At 40.7% G+C, this 20,006-nt stretch carries 17 protein-coding genes; 5 read left to right on the top strand and 12 right to left on the bottom strand.

From position 1 onward, the window contains the following. Positions 1 to 146 precede the first annotated feature (146 nt). A complete protein-coding gene (locus ACRWP9_RS06215) occupies positions 147 to 779 on the top strand; it encodes a TatD family nuclease-associated radical SAM protein (protein WP_434928397.1) in 633 nt (210 codons plus the stop codon). A gap of 87 nt (positions 780 to 866) precedes the next feature. Further along, positions 867 to 3,116, top strand: a complete 2,250-nt coding sequence (locus ACRWP9_RS06210; protein ID WP_434928396.1) for a PAS domain-containing protein — start codon at positions 867 to 869, stop codon at positions 3,114 to 3,116. Between the two features lie 5 nt (positions 3,117 to 3,121). On the opposite strand, the gene ACRWP9_RS06205 is transcribed toward ACRWP9_RS06210, so the two are convergent. From ACRWP9_RS06205 to tkt, 7 genes are all read right to left on the bottom strand, one after another. Then, positions 3,122 to 4,522, bottom strand: a complete 1,401-nt coding sequence (locus ACRWP9_RS06205; RefSeq protein WP_434928395.1) for a hypothetical protein — start codon at positions 4,520 to 4,522, stop codon at positions 3,122 to 3,124. A gap of 958 nt (positions 4,523 to 5,480) precedes the next feature. Beyond that, positions 5,481 to 6,221, bottom strand: coding sequence for a DUF481 domain-containing protein (locus ACRWP9_RS06200; protein WP_434928394.1), 741 nt, complete (start codon positions 6,219 to 6,221; stop codon positions 5,481 to 5,483). Between the two features lie 109 nt (positions 6,222 to 6,330). Then, the gene (locus ACRWP9_RS06195; protein WP_434928393.1) at positions 6,331 to 7,680 is read right to left on the bottom strand and encodes an MATE family efflux transporter; all 1,350 of its coding nucleotides are present in this window, start codon (positions 7,678 to 7,680) and stop codon (positions 6,331 to 6,333) included. 189 nt (positions 7,681 to 7,869) lie between these two features. Next, complete coding sequence (fba, locus tag ACRWP9_RS06190; protein WP_226410935.1) at positions 7,870 to 8,934, bottom strand: class II fructose-bisphosphate aldolase; 1,065 nt, start codon at positions 8,932 to 8,934, stop codon at positions 7,870 to 7,872. Positions 8,935 to 9,078: 144 nt separating this feature from the next. Continuing rightward, complete coding sequence (locus tag ACRWP9_RS06185) at positions 9,079 to 10,257, bottom strand: phosphoglycerate kinase (RefSeq protein WP_434928392.1); 1,179 nt, start codon at positions 10,255 to 10,257, stop codon at positions 9,079 to 9,081. A 143-nt stretch (positions 10,258 to 10,400) separates the two neighbouring features. Continuing rightward, the gene (epd, locus tag ACRWP9_RS06180; protein WP_434928391.1) at positions 10,401 to 11,423 is read right to left on the bottom strand and encodes an erythrose-4-phosphate dehydrogenase; all 1,023 of its coding nucleotides are present in this window, start codon (positions 11,421 to 11,423) and stop codon (positions 10,401 to 10,403) included. Between the two features lie 140 nt (positions 11,424 to 11,563). After that, positions 11,564 to 13,558, bottom strand: a complete 1,995-nt coding sequence (gene tkt / locus ACRWP9_RS06175; RefSeq protein WP_434928390.1) for a transketolase — start codon at positions 13,556 to 13,558, stop codon at positions 11,564 to 11,566. Positions 13,559 to 14,044: 486 nt separating this feature from the next. On the opposite strand from tkt, the gene metK reads away from it, so the two are divergent. Then, positions 14,045 to 15,196 carry a methionine adenosyltransferase gene (gene metK, locus ACRWP9_RS06170; protein ID WP_434928389.1) on the top strand — a complete coding sequence of 384 codons (1,152 nt, stop codon included), beginning with the start codon at positions 14,045 to 14,047 and terminating at the stop codon, positions 15,194 to 15,196. Between the two features lie 115 nt (positions 15,197 to 15,311). On the opposite strand, the gene ACRWP9_RS06165 is transcribed toward metK, so the two are convergent. From ACRWP9_RS06165 to ACRWP9_RS06155, 3 genes are read right to left on the bottom strand one after another with little or no spacing between them, the layout of a single operon-like run. After that, positions 15,312 to 15,737 (bottom strand): hypothetical protein, encoded by a 426-nt coding sequence (locus tag ACRWP9_RS06165; protein ID WP_434928388.1) that lies wholly within the window; start codon positions 15,735 to 15,737, stop codon positions 15,312 to 15,314. Positions 15,738 to 15,744: 7 nt separating this feature from the next. Continuing rightward, complete coding sequence (locus ACRWP9_RS06160; protein ID WP_434928387.1) at positions 15,745 to 16,299, bottom strand: GNAT family N-acetyltransferase; 555 nt, start codon at positions 16,297 to 16,299, stop codon at positions 15,745 to 15,747. Continuing rightward, entirely contained in the window at positions 16,296 to 16,586 is a 291-nt protein-coding gene (locus ACRWP9_RS06155; RefSeq protein ID WP_434928386.1) for a hypothetical protein, read from the bottom strand. The genes ACRWP9_RS06160 and ACRWP9_RS06155 overlap by 4 nt, the downstream gene beginning before the upstream one ends. Positions 16,587 to 16,684: 98 nt before the next feature. Between ACRWP9_RS06155 and ACRWP9_RS06150 the strand changes: the two genes are divergently transcribed. Then, complete coding sequence (locus ACRWP9_RS06150; RefSeq protein WP_434928385.1) at positions 16,685 to 17,101, top strand: META domain-containing protein; 417 nt, start codon at positions 16,685 to 16,687, stop codon at positions 17,099 to 17,101. 164 nt (positions 17,102 to 17,265) lie between these two features. Beyond that, entirely contained in the window at positions 17,266 to 17,736 is a 471-nt protein-coding gene (gene argR / locus ACRWP9_RS06145; RefSeq protein WP_226410943.1) for a transcriptional regulator ArgR, read from the top strand. 181 nt (positions 17,737 to 17,917) lie between these two features. On the opposite strand, the gene ACRWP9_RS06140 is transcribed toward argR, so the two are convergent. Continuing rightward, positions 17,918 to 18,856, bottom strand: coding sequence for a Dyp-type peroxidase (locus tag ACRWP9_RS06140; protein WP_434928384.1), 939 nt, complete (start codon positions 18,854 to 18,856; stop codon positions 17,918 to 17,920). A 120-nt stretch (positions 18,857 to 18,976) separates the two neighbouring features. Further along, positions 18,977 to 20,005 carry an ABC transporter ATP-binding protein gene (locus ACRWP9_RS06135; protein ID WP_434928383.1) on the bottom strand — a complete coding sequence of 343 codons (1,029 nt, stop codon included), beginning with the start codon at positions 20,003 to 20,005 and terminating at the stop codon, positions 18,977 to 18,979. Between the last annotated feature and the right edge of the window lies 1 nt (position 20,006).

Below are 20,006 nucleotides of genomic sequence, written 5' to 3'. Positions count from 1 at the left end.
CAGTATCGATTATGAATCGTTATAGTTTTCAAACAAAAACAGCGCTAAATAAGCGCTGTTTTTGTTTGTCTAATCTGAGATCTGTCCAACATTCATTCATCAATGTATGAGTTAACATAAACCAACATCCACAACTTCAGCATGCAATGTCGCAAACTCAGCCTACAGACCATACGACGACTCACAACACCTTGGTTTATGATATTCGCCACAGTCGCTATATCAATTTAACCAGTCGTTGCACCTTACGTTGCAAATTTTGCCCTAAACATAATGGTAGTAAGCAAGTAGCTCAATATGATTTAACCTTAAGCAAAACCATTACTGCTGACGATATATTGCCATTATTGGGACAGGTAGATAAGTTTGAAGAATATGTGTTCTGCGGATATGGAGAACCGACACTGAATTTAGACACCCTGCTGACAGTTGCTAAAGAATTGCAAAGTCGTGGCGCCCAAGTCAGACTTAATACCGACGGATTAGGTAACCTATTTCATCGTCGCAATATTTTACCTGAACTGGCCACGTGTATTGATGCGATGTCGATATCACTCAATGCAGACACAGAGCAAGCCTATATTGAACATTGCCAACCCAAATTAACACACGCTTATAGTGCTGTGCGTGAATTTATCACCTTAGCCCCACAATATATCCAATCAGTATCGGTCAGCGCAATAAACGGGCTAGCAGGCGTTGATATTGATAAGTGCCGAACAATTGCGTTTGATGCTAATTGTCACTTTACCGAACGCCAACTTGATATCGTGGGTTAGCATGATTTAATTAACTAATTCATGCTAATATTAGCGTCCACTTCACTTTAGTGTAGTTTGGCTACTTATACAGACAAAGTTGGCGCAATGTTTAAAAGAAAAACAACAATTTCAGGTATTACATCCCTCATTGCTTCAGTCCAAGATATTCATTGGTCTCGCACCCAAATTTTATCACTTTTTAGTCAGGTTATTTTATTGCTGATTGGGCTGATTATTATCAGTAGTACCATCATTGATATGGGTGAGCGCAGACTACAGGAAGACTGGGCTGGCCAACGATATAGCGAATTACAAACAGTAGCCTCACTCGCCACTGACAAAATGGGGTTTTTACAATTTAGAACCCAAACATTTGCTAATGGGGAGTTGCTTCGTCAATACCTTTCTAGCCCGAATGAAGAACAAAAACAAAAACTTTTTCAAAGCTGGAACTCTCTAACACAAAACATTCCTGAATTACTTGGCCTGGCATTGTATGACCCACAAGGAAAACTTAAATTTTCCACATCAAGTAATTTAGAAAACCTAACCCTACCCCCCAAATTATTGAAAGGGAAAAGCACCATGGGAGGTGCTGAAATATACTCCTCTGATATGGCATTTACCCCGATTGATGGCAAACTCGAACCCTATATATATCAACTTGCATGGTTAGAAAACCTTGATCAATCTATCAATGGTTATCTAGTCACATTTAACTCTGTTACCCGATTATTAGATACCATAAAACCGGCTTTTTTTAATCCTAACTCGCCGTTATTGTTATTAGATAGTCAGAGTTTTTTATATGCTGGCGCAAATCAGCCTAGTCCATTAAATAATATGCCTGATACCTTAGGAGCAAGTTTAAAACAAACCAACCCTGAGCTGTGGCAATCTATGGCGATGAACAATTTCGGCCAATTTCATAGTAAAGACTCTACATTTGTTTACTTGAAGGTGGAGCTTACCGGGCAAAGTGAATCAAAAAAAGAATATTTCTTTTTATCTTATATTCGTCACCAGGATATCGCTGCACGTTTTGATCCCTGGAAAATGGTACTTATCGTTGCCAGCATTGTGATTGGGTTATTGGGCATAGGAGTAATTGTTTTTCGCCAGCGTTATTTAATGGAAAATAAGGCCAGAAATAATAGTATTCGCTTGTCGAATGGATTATTTAATACCGAGTTAAGTTACGCTATCGTCAATGATAGTGGCCGAATTCTGGGAATTAACAACAGTGCTGCAAACTCATTAAATTATCAACTAAACACCTTAACCGATCGCAGTTTACAGCGAGTGATCAATCTTTCTGACGACAAATTTGAAGCGCTGAAAACAATTTTACGTACCGACCAGTATTGGTCTGGCTGTGTCAGTTTAGAAGATGATAACCATCAGGTTAATATCCACATACACCGTCAAGCGCTATCGCAAAAGGAACATTACTGGATTGTGGTATTTAATGACATCAGTGAATTAGTTGCTAGTCGTCAACAGGCTTTCCTCAATCAATTGCTCAGCGAAAACGCAATAGCAACCACATTAACTAACGCTGAGGGAAAAGTAATTAACTGCAACCATAGCTTTGATAATTTAATGCAGCTGCGCGGCGAACACCAGGTTGATATTAAGACGCTGCTGGGCAGCGAAATTAGTGATATTTGGAGTAATATTCTTACCCAGGTGACCCTGCAAGGTGAGTGGCAAGGTCATGTTACGCCATTTGATCAAAGCCGTTTTATTGAAAACTTAAAAATCACCGTCATGGGCCATATGTCTCTTGAAGGGGATATTGAATACCTTATCTTTACTGTCGAAACCAATGCCACGGGTCCTGTCATCAATCAAAATATGATCACCCCAAAAAGCAGTATGGTGATGCGGTTAGTTGATTTAGAAAACTACTTCAACAATACCAGTGAAAACATTAAAGCCAGCTCAAGCTTACTGGTCATGGATATCAATCCAGAAGGTATTTTTAGTAACATGGGCGACATCAGTCAGCTTGAAAAGCGCCAGCAAGATATTGAGGTTCAAATGTTGATAGACTTACCAGCAAACTATCAATTAGCTCACTGGCAATTGGGTAAGTTAGTGCTATTTTTACCGCACACTGATGCCACCCGAACCCATTTATTTGCTATTGAGATGCTTAAAAAGCTCGCAACAAAACACTTAGATGAAGGTATAAATATTGGTATCGCAGGCTATTGTGCTCCTCAAAGCCTTGAGCAATACCTCATCAATGCAGATGTGGCATTAAAGCGCGCTAAGCAATCAGGTGACCAAAATATTTGCCAAGCCTTTACCCGGACCTTTGATTATGAAAGCAATTCACCTCTGGAATAAGCACACTATTCCTGTTCAATACTAAATGGATTCACATTGTCAGGTAATTTGCTTTCAGTTATTTCAATAATACTTGAGCGGTTCATGGTCACTTTAAAGCGAGCGTACTCAGGCGCTTCTTTGCCATCTTTGAGCACCGCTACTAAATTGAGTTGATAACGGCGCTCTACAGATGCATGACTCACCTTCCCCTCTGATTCATGGTAAATTTTTGCGTTACCGCGCTCAAGGTATCTAGCAAAGGGAATTAAGCTGAAATTTACTTGCTCTTGAATTTGCGAATATCCTGCCTCAAAGGGTTTATTGGTGACTTTAGTCGCAATACGGTAGTGCAATGTTGTCGTGTCGACCTTATTTTGGCTATGACGTTGTTTCATAATTTCGGCGACATGTTTTGGAATATCTTGCGGGCGAATAAACTCCAACCAAACTAACTGCTTAGCAACGATTGCTTGCGTAGTGGTATCACGCAATATTCGACTCCAACGCGGTCGTCCGCGCTGAATAAGGCGCCACATGGCATTGCGAATATCTTCTTTAAATATCTCACGAAAACCATATATCACTGCCAAAGTCAGTAATAAGGTCATCGTCAGACCATTGAAGAATCCTTGAGCCTTAAAAATAAGCGCTGACACAACAAGCATAACTAACCCTGTGGCTAATCCAGTCACAAACTTCTTTAACCCGATCCCTAAAGGCTTTAATTCTTCTTTTAATACTACCCCTTGCTGAATAAGCCGACGAAGCAGTAACATTTTATTAGAAATACGATTTGCATCTTGCTTAGTTTGAGTCGAGTTATAACGTTTTTCTACTTCACGATATTGATTTTCACTGCGACACAGTAAAATAACTTTCTCTGTAATGTCATTATATTCAGCACTACGAGGTCGAGACGCTAAAGTTTTGAGTAATTGTTGCTCACAAAACCAGGACAAATAATTATCGGCGTGCTCAAAGTATGACTTCCATTTTTCTTCACTGGGTTCATTACGGCGGAATTTTTTTAGTAACTGCGCGACGAGTTCGCACAAATCATTTAAAACGGGATAAAATTCATTTGCCTCTGACTTTTGACGTAACTCTTTAGCATCGGTTTCAATCGCAACAGCAAATTGATAAGCAAATAGATTAAGATATAAACGAAACTCTTCCAAAGTACGTTTATTCAAACTGGCAAAACGAGATTGGACTAGCGGTAAATGCAGCCCTTTGGAGTAATATGAGCGTCGGCCAACTATACCGCTATGATAATATTCCTCCTCATTTAAGGTATTACTACCGATCGACATTTCATTAGGTAAAAAAAAGTACAAATCAAAAGTTCGTTGAACGCCTGTGCCCATTTGATGGCTAAATTTAACCGAAAGCGCTTCTTCTTGTTTAACTTTTACCTTTGCCACTGATCCACTCTACTCGCATATTCGATGCTAATAATCTTACTATAGATTAGTTAAATCTCTTACAATCTTAATTTAATTTAATCAGTTACAACCAAGATTAAAGTGTAACAGTCTGAAAATTAAGTCACTAATTTGTTAGATACAATAATTTAAATCTCATCGTTTAAGTTGCATAGTTTACATACAATAAACCATCTTTTAAAAGATATTTGGGGAATAAATTAGCTATAAAGCTCAAATCTTCGCCATGATACTGACAGGAGGTGAAAAACTGAAATATAGATAAACACATACAATGATGATCAATATTAGCATCAAAAAATATAACCTATAGGGCATGGTTTTATAGGGCAAACCTAATAAACTAGATGCACGAACCACATTCCTTTTATACAGTACGGCTCCTTGTCCTGGAATGTATTCGAGTAAGCAAGCTTGGTCTTTACCTAAAAAATGGACTAATGATTCAATCGTTTTTGAGACACTTACGTGGGTCATAGACGATGATGCGAGCTGACTTATTGGAACGACCTGGCCTCGATGCAGAACTAGCTGTTCAAGCACCCAAAATTCTTGATCATTTAAAGGCCAGCTGAGGTCTCTTGAGGGATCAACGAATAATTTATTGGGCCGATCAAACCAACAACTCCCGATTTGCATGCCTTACTCTCGCTAGGTTCTAAAAGGTGATCTAGCCTCACATGTTAAGTGCTTACCTAGCATGTGAATGCCTTTACAACGTCGAAGTCATTCAACATTATTTGCCATATTGTGCACCTAACTAGCGATTAAAATCGTGAACCTGAGCGCGAATCGAACATATTAAAGTAATAATATCGATTTTATAAAACGGGGATAGCAGTGAAATCAAGAGAAATACTTTAAATTCAAGCTAGAGTGCAAAAATATAGCTGGTAAATACCAGCTATATTGAGGTAAAAACACTCAAACAGAAAGATTAAAAGGCATATAACAAGGTCATATTAGTTTCTGTATCAGTGCTTTCTTTACCTTCAAGCGGATCGCTATTATAACGCACAATAACGGCGAACTTCATTGCTAGTGCGCCAACAATGTTTGCGGTTAATGATGTTTCTGAGCGCGCATCTAATTTTTCACCCCAGTCGGCAACAAAACGTTGTTGGAATTTAGATGAATCACTGATTTTAGTTTGATAATTTAACACGGCGTGAGCAACAACGCTGTCTTCAGAATCATAGCCTTCAGCCAGTGCCGTTTCTTCATCTAAACCTTGATAAATATAACCGGGACCAATTTCAGCTTGTAGAGATGTATCTGCAGTATCAATAAGGCGATGACCATAACCTGAAGAGGTTGTTGAGGTAAAATCATAACCAGTAAAAGGATCGACTTCATAATTGGTGTTAGCGAAAATATAGCTACGCTCATTAATTTGATAGTTACCTTGAGCACCGACAAAATAACGTTTTGCAGTGACATCACCGGTATCTTCTTTATAAAGCCCCTCGAATAAGTATTGGTTTTCCCAATTATCTAGCTCATGCTTCAAATCTAAACGTGCTTTAAAAGAAGATGTATCTGTGTTGCCTGTCGTTAAGGTTGCCCCTAATTCAGCTTCCCCACCAAATGTGTCATCACCTTCAACAAAATCAGCACCAGCTTGAGCTGTGAATGGTATTGCAAATGTTATTGCAGCAGCTAAAAGCATTTTTCTCATATTATTAGATCCTTTTCTGTACGTTAATCCTCTCAAAATCGGACGCATATTAACACTTTGATAATAAAATTGAAAAACTGACTGAACGGTATGCCTTACTAAATACTGATTAATCATGCTCTAGTACTAGACTTTTTGATTGCCAGCGTCCACTGCGCCAGCGCCATAACATGGCTAATCCACGCACCCACTCATCAACCGCCAAAGCGGCCCATATGCCAACTAAGCCATACTCTAAATGAATACCGAGCCAATATGCCCCAGGAACCGCAATACACCACATAGAGAAAACACCAACAAAAAACGGAAATTTGGCATCACCACTGGCGCGTAATGCATTAATCACCACTAAATTAAATGTGCGTCCAGGCTCCATAAACAGGGTGAGAATAAATAACGGTGCCACTAATTGCAGCACATCGGTTTCATCGGTAAACAATGCCACAAGATCTTGGCCCCAAATAGCGGCTAATGCGGCCACTGAAGTGGTGACTATTAACCCCAACTTCAAAGCACGATACATTTGTTTTTCAGCAGCCTTAATAGCTTTAGCTCCCACTAAGTGACCGATAATGATTTCATTACCAATACCTATGGATAATCCAAACAACAAAATAAACATACAGATTTGAAAGTATAACGACTGTGCGGCTAATGCTTTATCGCCCATCAAACCAACAAATGAGGTCACCACTAAAAACTGCAACATCCAGGACAAATTCTCTCCCGCTGCGGGCAAACCAATGTGAAACACTTTTTTAAGCATTGTCCATTTTGGTTTAATAATTGAAGGGACATGCAGGCGAATTCCGGTATAACGTACAAAAAGAACCAACATGATGCATACACCGATAATACGCCCCGTGACAGTGCTAATTGCCACACCGGCCACGCCCATTTCAGGTAAGCCAAACCAGCCATAGAGTAAGAGTAAATTACCGATAAATGTGATGATATTAATCGCTAATGTTACCCACATAGCTTGCAAAGTATGACCATGGGCGCGCATTGCTCCAGCAATACACATCGCCATAGCTTCAGGAATTAAACATAAGCCGACAATTTGTAAATATAACTTACCGTCTGCAAGTAAGTGCTCAGGTAAATTCATTAAATAAAGAATAGAGCTGGCACCTGCAACAACGCCAAACGCCGCAACCACTCCCACACCTAGGTTAAAACCGATAGCCGAGTAAACAACATCACGGGCAGCAGCTTTATTTTTAGCACCAAGATATTGGGTTATCACCACACTTGCACCAATACTGACAAAGCTAAATAAGGTAATGGCTAGTTGAAACACCATATTGCCAACAGACAAGGCTGCAACACCTTGATATGAAACATGACTTATCATAAATGTGTTTAACGCTGCGGTTAAAAAGTGCAGTGCAAAATCAATAAATAATGGCCAGGTTAAGCTAAATAATGATAACGGTTTATCTGTCGCGGTTTGCATAATTGCGGTTTCACTAATGTTTGTGATTAATAATGAACAAGAGAGTAGGTCGATATTTAAATTCGACTCGGATTAACAGATTACAATTACAGTATGACGAAAATGCACCAACTAACAAAAAACTATAAATGCTATCAAACAAAAAGCCCGCCGAAACCTAAGTCTGACGGGCTTTAACGCGGCTATAAATTAGACTATTTTTGGGTCTAACTCGCCAGATTGATAAGCTTTATACATAGCCTGTAACGACTTAGGCTTAATTTTAGATGCCATACCAGCACAACCAAACGCTTCATAGCGCGTAGTACAAATGTCTGCCATAGCTTCCATTGATGCTTTTAAGAATTTACGTGGATCAAATTCTGCTGGATTTTCAGCTAAGAATTTACGAACTGCACCAGTAGATGCTAAACGCAAATCGGTATCAATATTCACTTTACGTACGCCATGCTTAATCCCTTCAACGATTTCCTCTAAAGGCACACCGTAAGTTTCAGGGATCTGACCGCCATACTGATTGATAATCTTTAACCACTCTTGTGGTACTGAAGATGAACCATGCATTACTAGGTGAGTATTAGGAATACGGGCATGGATTTCTTTAATGCGATCTATTCGTAAAACATCACCTGTAGGCTTACGACTAAACTTGTAAGCACCATGGCTAGTACCAATAGCGATAGCTAGCGCATCTACATGGGTATCAGCCACAAAACGTGCCGCTTCCTCTGGGGTTGTTAGCATTTGGTCCATAGTCAGAATACCTGCAGCGCCGATACCATCTTCTTCGCCAGCTTCGCCTGTTTCTAAACTGCCTAAACAACCAATTTCGCCTTCAACAGACACACCACATGCGTGTGCGAAAGCAACAGTGCGACGAGTCACATCCACGTTATATTCATATGAAGCTGGTGTTTTACCATCGGCCATTAACGAGCCGTCCATCATAACTGACGACATACCTAATTGAATAGAACGCTGACAAATATCAGGATCGGTACCGTGATCTTGGTGAATACACACTGGAATATCTGGATATTGCTCAAGCGCTGCAGCCATTAGATACTTTAAAAACTGTGGACGAGCATATTTACGCGCACCCGCAGAGGCTTGCACAATAACAGGGCTGTCTGTTGCTTCAGCCGCTTGCATAATTGCACGCATTTGCTCAAGGTTGTTTACGTTAAAAGCAGGTACGCCATAACCATGTTCAGCCGCATGGTCTAGCATTTGTCGTAGAGAGATAAGAGCCATTTTTGTTCTCCAATTATAGGGTGATTACTCACCTAGGTCGCTATTTTTTGGATGGATTTTTATATTCCTTAAGCTAACAATTGTTAGGTCTGTTAACTTAAGGAACGGTTTTTTATAATAATTATTATTTTTATCGCTTAACGCTTATTCTGCGCCGCGTTGTTCAAGCATTTCTACAGCAGGAAGCTTTTTGCCTTCTAAAAACTCTAAAAAAGCACCGCCGCCGGTCGAAATGTATGAAACTTTATCTGCAATATTGTATTTATCCACTGCCGCTAAGGTGTCACCACCGCCAGCAATAGAGAAGGCTTTTGAATTTGCAATGGCCTGGGCGATACGCTCAGTGCCTTTACCAAATTGGTCAAACTCAAATACGCCAACAGGACCATTCCACACAATCGTGCCAGCTTGTTCAATAATCTTTGCCAAAGCTTCTGCACTATCTGGGCCGATATCAAAAATCATGTCGGTGTCACTCACATCGCTCACAGACTTTAGTGTCGCTTCAGCCGTTGGGCTGAATTGGCTGGCAACAACAACATCTGTAGGGACAGGAATGTCAGCACCGCGACTCTTGGCATTAGCGACTAAACGCTTAGCTTCATCAAGTAAGTCTGCCTCATATAATGATTTGCCTACATTGTGACCCGCTGCAGCAATAAAGGTATTGGCAATACCGCCACCCACTACGAGCTGATCAACAATACCGGACAAGCTTTCTAGCACAGTTAACTTAGTAGAGACTTTAGAGCCACCTACAATGGCCACTAACGGACGTGCTGGGTTATCCATTGCTTTAGCTAAAGCATCTAACTCTTGGGCCAATAATGGGCCAGCACAAGCGATAGGAGCAAACAGACCAACACCATGGGTTGATGCCTGGGCGCGATGTGCGGTGCCAAAAGCATCCATAACGTACACATCACATAATGCTGCCATTTGCTTCGCGAGTGCTTGATCGTTTTTGCCTTCGCCAACGTTAAAACGCACGTTTTCAAACACAACCACTTCACCCGCTTTAGCGTCAACACCGTTAAGGTAGTCATCAGCTAAACGAACTGGGCAATCCAGTGCGTTAACTAAATAATCGACAACAGGTTGCATCGAAAACTCAGCATTGAATTCGCCTTCAGTTGGACGACCAAGGTGAGACATCACCATCACAGCAGCGCCTTTTTCAAGTGCCAGTTTGATTGTTGGTAATGCAGCACGCAAGCGTGCGTCACTTGTTACAACACCGTCTTTAACGGGTACGTTTAAATCTTCACGAATAAGCACGCGCTTATTTTGCAGATCTAAATCAACCATATTGATAATAGCCATAATTAGCCTTTCCTTATAAATGTAAAAATTAAAAAACAAAACTGTTGTTCACCGCCGATGCATGATCCACGGTTAAAAAATCATTTAAGTACTTTGATTTAGTTATTTAGTTATTTAGTTATTTTTAACATAAATCATCAGGATTATTTTTTTGACTGCCTAGCTTGGATCATCGCCAAGCTTGTGTCGAGCATGCGATTAGCAAAACCCCACTCGTTGTCACACCATAAGAGTAATTTTACCAAATGCCCGGCGCTGACACGGGTTTGGGTGCCATCAACAATACTCGACCGCGGGTCATGGTTAAAATCACATGACACTAATGGCTCTTCTGTATATCCCAAAATACCATTAAAACTGCCATTTGAGGCCAAGGCTAACACCTGATTAATTTGGGCTATATCGACTTTTTTCTCAAGGGTAACGGACAAATCAATCGCTGTAACATTGATTGTTGGCACGCGCACTGAAATGGCCTCAAACATATCTTTCATGTGGGGCAATATACGCTCAATACCGCGTGCTAACTTGGTATCCACTGGAATAATTGATTGACTGGCGGCGCGGGTGCGACGTAAATCATCATGATATGCATCAATCACTTGCTGGTCATTCATCGCCGAATGGATCGTGGTAATTGCGCCACTTTTAACCGTAAAATGCCTATCTAACACATCGATAACCGGCACAATACAATTGGTTGTACAGGATGCATTGGACACGACTGTATGCTCAGGGCGCAGTAAATCATGATTCACCCCATAGACTATAGTGCCATCAACATCGGGAGAAGAAGGATGAGAAATAAGGACTTGTTTAGCACCTGCTTGAATATGCACTTCACATTCTTGACGATCATTTAAGCTACCCGTCGCTTCATAAACAATATCGATATCCAGTTCAGCCCAAGGTAGTTGACTTGGGTCAGACTGATTAAGCAATAGAATGGCATCATCACCAATAATAAGATGATTGTCTTTTAAGCTGACCTGATGTTTAAAACGACCATGGGTTGTATCGTATTGGGTAAGATGACGAATAGCGTCGGGTTTTGCGAGTTCGTTAATCGCAACTATTTGAATTTGGTCACGCTTCCCTGATTCATATAACGCCCTCAGAATGGAGCGACCAATACGACCATAACCATTTATTGCAACTCGAATCATTCCATTCCCAGCATAAAGAGAGAGATTATTAAGGCAGAAAAATAAAAAACGGCCAACACATAAAGTGTCGGCCGCCATATTATACACAATTAAGCACTTAACATATAAGCGCTAATTTGAGTCAATCGTGGATCATGTTTTTAAGCCAGTGCTTTGACTTTGCTAACCACATTATCAACGGTGAAGCCAAAGTGCTTCAATAAGTCGCCACCCGGTGCTGACTCGCCGAAGGTTGTCATGCCGACAACATCGCCATCAAAGCCAACATACTTATGCCAGAAATCAACATGAGCCGCTTCAATTGCTACGCGTTTAGTCACAGATCGAGGTAATACAGACTCTTTGTAAGCTGCATCTTGCTTGTCAAACACATTGGTCGACGGCATAGACACTACGCGTACTTTGATGCCATCGACAGTTAATGCTGCAGCAGAATCAACCGCTAACTGCACTTCTGAACCGGTAGCAATTAAGATAACGTCCGCAGCGCCTTCACAATCAAGCAGCACATAACCACCTTTAGCGACATTGGCTAATTGCTCAGCGCTACGCGCTTGAGCCTTAAGACCTTGACGGCTAAAGATTAAAGACGTTGGCGATTTGCGAGTTTCAATTGCAGACTTCCAAGATACTGCTGTTTCAGCAGCATCACATGGACGCCATACTGTCATGTTAGGTGTCATACGTAAGTTAGCTAATTGCTCAACAGGTTGGTGAGTTGGACCATCTTCACCTTGGCCAATTGAGTCATGGGTATAAACGAAAATGTTCTGAATACCCATTAACGCAGACATACGTACCGCATTACGTGCGTATTCCATAAACATCATGAAAGTTGCGCCGTAATTGATGAAGCCACCGTGTAATGAGGCGCCATTCATAATGCCGCTCATACCAAACTCACGCACACCGTAATAGATATAGTTACCAGCTGCATCGTCTTGAATGCCTTTTGAACCTGACCATAGCGTAAGGTTTGAGCCAGCTAAGTCAGCACTGCCACCTAATAATTCAGGTAACATAGCACCAAAGAAACCAATTGAATTTTGTGATGCTTTACGGCTAGCAATGCCTTCAGCTTTATCTTGGCATTCTTGAATGAATGCTTGTGCTTTTGCTTCAAAGTCTGCCGGTAAATCACCGTTTAAGACACGACGTTCAAACTCAGCCGCTAACGCTGGGTGAGCCACTTTGTATTCAGCAAATTTGTCATTCCATAATGACTCATTAGCCACACCTTTATGCTTAGCATCCCAACCAGCATAAACATCTGATGGAATGTCAAAAGGAGCATGTGGCCAGTTTAAGAATTCGCGAGCCGCTGCAATTTCTGCATCACCTAATGGTGCGCCGTGACAATCATGGCTACCCGATTTATTTGGTGAACCAAAACCAATAATTGTTTTACAACAGATCATTGTAGGCTTATCAGTTACAGACTTAGCTTGTTCAATTGCGGCGCGGATTGCATCAGGATTATGACCGTCAACATCAGCAATAACATGCCAACCGTATGCTTCAAAACGCTTAGGCGTATCGTCAGTAAACCAACCTTCAACGTGACCATCGATAGAAATACCGTTGTCATCCCAGAATGTAATTAGTTTACCTAAACCTAATGTGCCAGCTAATGAACAGGCTTCATGTGAAATGCCTTCCATTAAACAACCGTCGCCTAAGAAACAGTAAGTGAAGTGATCAACGATATCGTGGCCATCACGGTTAAACTGTGCTGCTAAGGTTTTTTCAGCAATCGCCATACCAACGGCATTACTGATACCTGCACCTAATGGACCCGTGGTGGTTTCAACACCAGGGGTATAACCATATTCAGGGTGACCAGGCGTTTTAGAGTGCAACTGACGGAAATTTTTAAGCTCTTCAATTGGAAGCTCATAACCCGAAAGATGTAATAGAGAGTAAATAAGCATTGAGCCATGGCCATTAGATAAAATAAAGCGGTCACGGTCAGCCCAGTTAGGGTTGGTTGGATTATGCTTTAGGAAATCATTCCATAATACTTCAGCAATATCTGCCATACCCATTGGTGCGCCTGGGTGTCCAGAATTGGCTTTTTGAACGGCATCCATACTTAACGCACGAATTGCGTTTGCGAGTTCTTTACGAGATGACATGCTCTCTCCTGCTTGTTTAATGAGGTCTAGCGGGCAATTGTGGAGACATATTTTCCCCTACTAGGCGGCGCGACGCAAATTAATATTTTTCGTGTGTATCAATTCAAACTTCAGATTGGCTAATAAAGCGCAATAATTGCCATAAACTGGCTTAATATAGCAGCTTAAATAGTGGCATTAAGCTTCCATCAAAGCGGACATTATTGGTTCAGGTAATTTATTTATTGGGTTTATATTGTCTAATTATGTATACAGTTACGTTAAAACCTCACGATTAAAATGTCACTTAAACCTTAAATTTCATCACGTTAATTACACAGAATAGCAAACAGCTTATCTTGCTGTTTAACATTTTCATGAAACATTGCACAATTCTACGCTTTAATTCGTATAGTGGGGTGTTATCAAAATCAATTTCGACTAGAATAGACGTCTAGACGTATATAAATTTATATTTTTTATCAGCAAACGATGAGATTTCCGACTATGGCAAAGCACTTGTTCACTTCTGAATCAGTTTCAGAAGGTCATCCAGATAAAATCGCCGATCAGATTTCTGATGCGGTATTAGACGCAATACTTGAGCAAGACCCAAAAGCTCGTGTTGCGTGTGAAACCTATGTCAAAACAGGCATGGTATTAGTGGGTGGCGAAGTGACCACTTCTGCTTGGGTTGATATCGAAGAAATTGCTCGTAAAACCGTGCGTGACATTGGTTATACTCATTCTGATATGGGTTTTGACGCTGATTCCTGTGCAGTTTTGAATGCAATTGGTAAGCAATCTCCTGATATTAACCAAGGTGTTGACCGAAGCGATCCTGCTGAGCAAGGTGCTGGCGACCAAGGATTAATGTTTGGTTATGCGAGTAACGAAACTGATGTGTTAATGCCTGCACCTATTACTTATGCGCACAAATTAGTTAAACGCCAATCAGAAGTACGTAAAGACGGCACCTTACCTTGGTTACGTCCTGATGCAAAAAGCCAAATTACCTTTGCTTATAACGATGGCAAAATTGTCGGTATTGATGCGGTTGTGTTATCAACCCAACATAAAGAAGAAGTTAAACAGGCTGATTTAATTGAAGCTGTGATGGAAACCATCATCAAACCAGTATTGCCTTCACACTGGTTAACTAAAGATACTAAATACTTTATTAACCCTACTGGTCGTTTTGTTATTGGTGGTCCTGTTGGCGATTGTGGTTTAACCGGTCGTAAAATCATCGTAGATACCTATGGCGGCATGGCTCGTCATGGTGGCGGCGCTTTTTCGGGTAAAGATCCATCAAAAGTTGACCGTAGTGCGGCTTATGCTGCGCGTTATGTGGCTAAAAACATCGTCGCTGCTGGGTTAGCTGATCGCTGTGAGTTACAAGTGTCTTATGCAATTGGTGTTGCAGAGCCGACTTCAATTAGCATTGAAACATTTGGCACAGGTAAAGTATCAGAAGAGCTACTGATCAAGTTAGTGCGTCAACATTTCGAGTTACGTCCATATGGCTTAACTGCAATGTTAGATTTGGCTCGCCCTATCTACCAAAAGACTGCGGCTTATGGCCACTTTGGCCGCAGTGAGTTCCCGTGGGAAGCAACTGATAAAGCTGAAATTTTACGTGCTGATGCAGGTTTATAATCAATACTGTTAGCCTAAATTAAAAAACCGCCGTTAAGGCGGTTTTTTATTGTCTGCATTCCAAGAACCGTTAAATCTAAACGTCGCAAAAATGGAGCGCTAATGTAATCGGCAATCAGCAGTGATCAAAATGAGCGCTTTCGACGCACATAAAACCGATTTGCTGCATGGTCATAATCGGTACAGTGATTGTGTTCACGACTTGAATATTGCTGCCTTGTACATCTATGGGATCAATTAGGCTAAATCCTACTTCATATTGATTTATCTTGCCACAATCTATCCAGCAATAATCCATCTCATGACATTCATTATCACAGCCATCACTTTCTTGATTATCACTTAACCCTAACCACTTAATGGCATAACGCGGTGTCGAGTGAACCGTGTTATTGGTGATTAATATTATCTCAGCGGCATGATATTTATATTGATGTTGCGCTAGCACAGCGACAACTAATTTGGCGTTATCGAATGCACTCAAACGCAATCCAAGATAAGGCGCAAACAACTCATCAAATTTAGGCGGTATATTCAGCATTTTTATCTCAATAAATCACTCGAACTAACAAGTAAAAATCACGCTGTTGAAAACTAAAGAAATCGACAACTTGCATATCGGCATATTGAGTATGGGCACTGAAGGAACGGCTATTATCTTCAGCAATATAGGCAACTAAATATCTAACCTTGCTGCTCACCGCCTCGGCAATATGATTAACTAAGTGAGCAAAAATGCCTTGGCCACGATACTGTTCAGCTATCCATATTGGTCCATATTGACAACTATTGGTTTGAGTAAGCGCTAATTTAACACCATCACGTTCAATGTCTAATTGCGGCAGCTTTTGAATTATTTTTTGGTACAGTGCTTGTTTAGCAAAGAAGTCCCATTTAGCAGCAATAACGTAACCGACAATCTGCTGGTTATCTAGCGCCAGCATGATCCAATGTTGATTGATTAATAAAGTCACTTGCGCAGCCGTTAAAGCCTGCCCTTGAAGACTGGGATCAAACTGGCCTAGCTCAGCATTAACATGGGTGCGTTCTAGCTCGACTAACTGCGAGACATCCGCGAGATTGGCTTTGCGATATAGAATCACTCTTTTTCCTGCGGCTTGTCGGATGGGGAATTTTCAGATTTAGGTGCTTCAGCTTTATCACTTTCAACTGACGGAGGCTTAGCTAAAGCAGTATCTTGTTTTTTAGCCCATTCGATGACTAATGCTACAGGATAGGGCGTCATCATTGTTAAACCTAGGCCAATAATGCTCGCCACCATCAACATTCCCTGAGCACGCTGGCTAGATTCGGTAAAAATCAGTAAATAGCTGCCAGCAAATAACAGTAATGACCCTAAGTAATGAAGCCCTTTTAACCATTTAATCATATCGATTTCTCACTAATAGGCCGATGACGTGTTATCACTTTGACACAGTATCAAGTAGAATAGCTTCAATTGAAGCAATTTAGGCAAATACAGTAAACATGATAAAGCATTTTTTAGGCGCCGCAGCAGTTATTTTTTCATTAAGCGCATGCCAAAGTTATTCAGATATTGATAACACCACAACACTTGTTGGCCAGTGGCATATTGAATCCGTGCTGTCAGAACCAACTATTGATTACAGTCCTGCAAAATTAGTTTTTTCTGACAACGGTCAGTTAACAGGCAACACTAGTTGTAATCCGTTTATGGGTCAATATTCACTTAAAAATGATTTGCTGACGCTTTCACCCGCGGGCTCAACTCGCAAAGCTTGTATCGAAGCACTTATGGTACAAGAACAAAGAGTGATGCAAGCACTGCCTTTAGTTTATAGCGCCAAGCTTAATCAAAATAAGTTACGTTTAGTCAATAAAAGCGGCCAAACCATTATGGTGCTAAGCAAATTAAACAAATAGCTTAACCTTCCCAACTTGTGACTAAGTAAACTATTTACTACACTTCACACAGTGCTTTAAATTGAATTTATATTCACAAAAAATGGATTTTTCTTGACTCAAGATTCATTTCTATTCAAAATGTAGCGTTTTTTTGAATAACAACTATAAGAAGAAAATACAATATGCCAACCAATAAAAATCAGGATGATCTGGTCAGAACATTTAAAGCAATCTTAAAAGAAGAACGCTTTGGCAGCCAAAGTGAAATCGTTAATGCGCTTCAGGCTGAAGGATTTGGCAATATTAACCAATCTAAAGTATCGCGAATGCTGAGCAAATTTGGCGCAGTAAGAACCCGTAATGCCAAACAAGAAATGGTTTATTGCTTACCTGCTGAATTAGGCGTGCCAACTGCAGGCAGCCCGCTGAAGAATTTGGTACTTGATGTTGACCATAACCAAGCAATGATAGTGGTACGTACCAGCCCTGGTGCCGCCCAGTTAATTGCCCGGTTATTAGACTCAATAGGCAAACCTGAGGGTATTCTAGGCACTATTGCCGGTGACGATACTATCTTTATTAGCCCTTCAAGCATCAAAACAATTGATGATACGCTTGAAACGGTTAAGTCTCTGTTTAACTTCACTGAGTAACTGCTTAGTTATACTAAAAAGCAGCTATTGGCTATCATTGAATCCCGAAATATCAATGCTTGCCACTAAATACCTAATAAAAAAGCAATGCTTTGGCATTGCTTTTTTATTGGGTATTTTTGTTAACAGCGACGGCTAATAATCATTATTAATGACAGCTGCTACTCATCTACCGTAGACATTACTCTTCTTCCCACTGGGTGAGAAAATCCAGTGAAGGTGCAAAAAAAGATGACCCGGTTAATGCTTTAGTAAACAGCATTAAATGGTCATGGTTACCATGCCCATCACCATAAATCATGCTACGTAGCATTTGCTCAAAGTTATCAGGTGTCTTGCAGCTAGAGATAAACATAAGTCCCTGCTCTTTAACTGAGCCGTATGGCATACTTTGACGTAAAATTTCCATAGTATTGCCATCAGCATCTTTTAAATTAACCCGTTTGGTATGGCTGGTTAACGGCTTATCGGCAGATTCATATTCAATATCATCTTGTTTAGTCCGGCCGAAAATATCTTCTTGCTTCTTAACAGGCAAACGTTGCCACTTACTTAAATTGTGAGCAAATTTCTGTACATGGATATAGCTACCTGACTTAAATTCAGGATCTTCCTCTGCCACCAAAGCAACCTGTTGACGATGACGACCTTTAGGATTTTCAGTACCATCAACAAAGCCAGTTAAATCTCGGCTATCCATAAAACGGAAACCGCGCTCCTCATCAACCAGCTCAACCAAATCTTCAAACATTTGGTTAATTTCATTGGCTACCAGGTGCAAAATATCGAAACGATCACAGCGAATATGAACAAATAAATCATATTCGATAGCCGGTGCATCACGATTCCCCTCATTCATTGCTGGGAAAGGTTTTAACAGTGCGGGGCGGGCCTGCGGATAATATGTATCCCAAAAATTAGCCCCAATACCAACAAAGCCATTAAAGGCACTATCAGCATATTGATCTGTTAGCTCATAGATATATTGCGCTACATTAGCAATCGAAGGACGCAGTTTATCTTCAACGCCGTCATTGGCATTAAACATCAAATAAATACTATGTAAATTACCTTCAGCACATATCCCTAATTGCTCGCGCGGCATAACCTGATTATCCATATTGAAACAAACCACCTAGATTGTTATCGGAAAGGAAGACTTAAACTGAACGATTTAATTCAGTGTTCAATCAATTGAAACTCTTATAATCATCATAAAATAATTTTTCAATAACACAAATCAAAAAATAACCAAGGGGTGCGTTGGTGCAAATAAATTAACTTTTTGCCCTGGCGATAACTGTAATATTTGGCTTTTTACTTCCAAACAATGCTCTTCAACTTTGACCCAATAATGACAAACCGTTCCTAAAAACCTTCTATCTATGATAGTGGCGACGCCATTATCATCAGCAACCAGTTCAACTTGTTGCGGTCTAAGTAATAAGTGCCCTTGATAATCTACAGGATAATTTATAGCTGCACTACTTTGCAGTAAACCAATGGGTGATGATACTTGCTGACTATTTGTCACTCGTATTGGTAAATAATTACCAGAACCTAAAAACTCAGCAACGTAACGGTCAGTAGGGTACGCATAAAGATCTTCAGCCAAGCCGTGTTGAATAATAGCACCCTGCTTAAATAGGGCTAATTTATCAGCAAATACAAATGCTTCATCTTTGCTATGGGTGACAAATACAGCGCTGACATTACGCAGTTTCAAAATGCTTCTTATTTCAAGCATCATTTCATTACGCACTTGAGCATCAATGTTAGAAAAAGGTTCATCAAGCAAGAGTAACTGGGGTTCATAGGCCAGTGCGCGTGCAATAGATACACGTTGTTGCTGCCCGCCAGACAACTCATGGGGGTAACGTTGGCCTAAGCCGTTTAGCTTAACTAGCTCTAGCATTTCATCTAAACGCGCTTGACGCTCAATTTTATTCAAACCTTTGACGCCGAAAAGAATGTTATCGGCCACATTGAGGTGAGGAAACAAGGCATAATCTTGAAAAATCATCCCTACCCCACGCAGCTCACTAGGTATAAATATTCCATCACCGGTAAGGGTATTGCCATTGATTTGAATTGTGCCCTGACTAATCGGCTGCAAACCTGCAATAGCGCGAAGTAAGGTGGTTTTCCCACAGCCACTGGGACCCAGCAAGGCGACTATTTCACCTTGTTGCAGGGTAAGATTAAGCCCGTTTAAAATCACTTGTCCTTGGTAATCACTGAAGACATTTTCGATGGTGAGAGTCGACATA

Origin of the sequence: Shewanella sp. HL-SH2, assembly GCF_051164935.1 — a bacterium.
Taxonomy (GTDB): Bacteria; Pseudomonadota; Gammaproteobacteria; order Enterobacterales; family Shewanellaceae; genus Shewanella; species Shewanella glacialimarina.
This window is presented reverse-complemented; position numbering and strand designations above follow the sequence as displayed.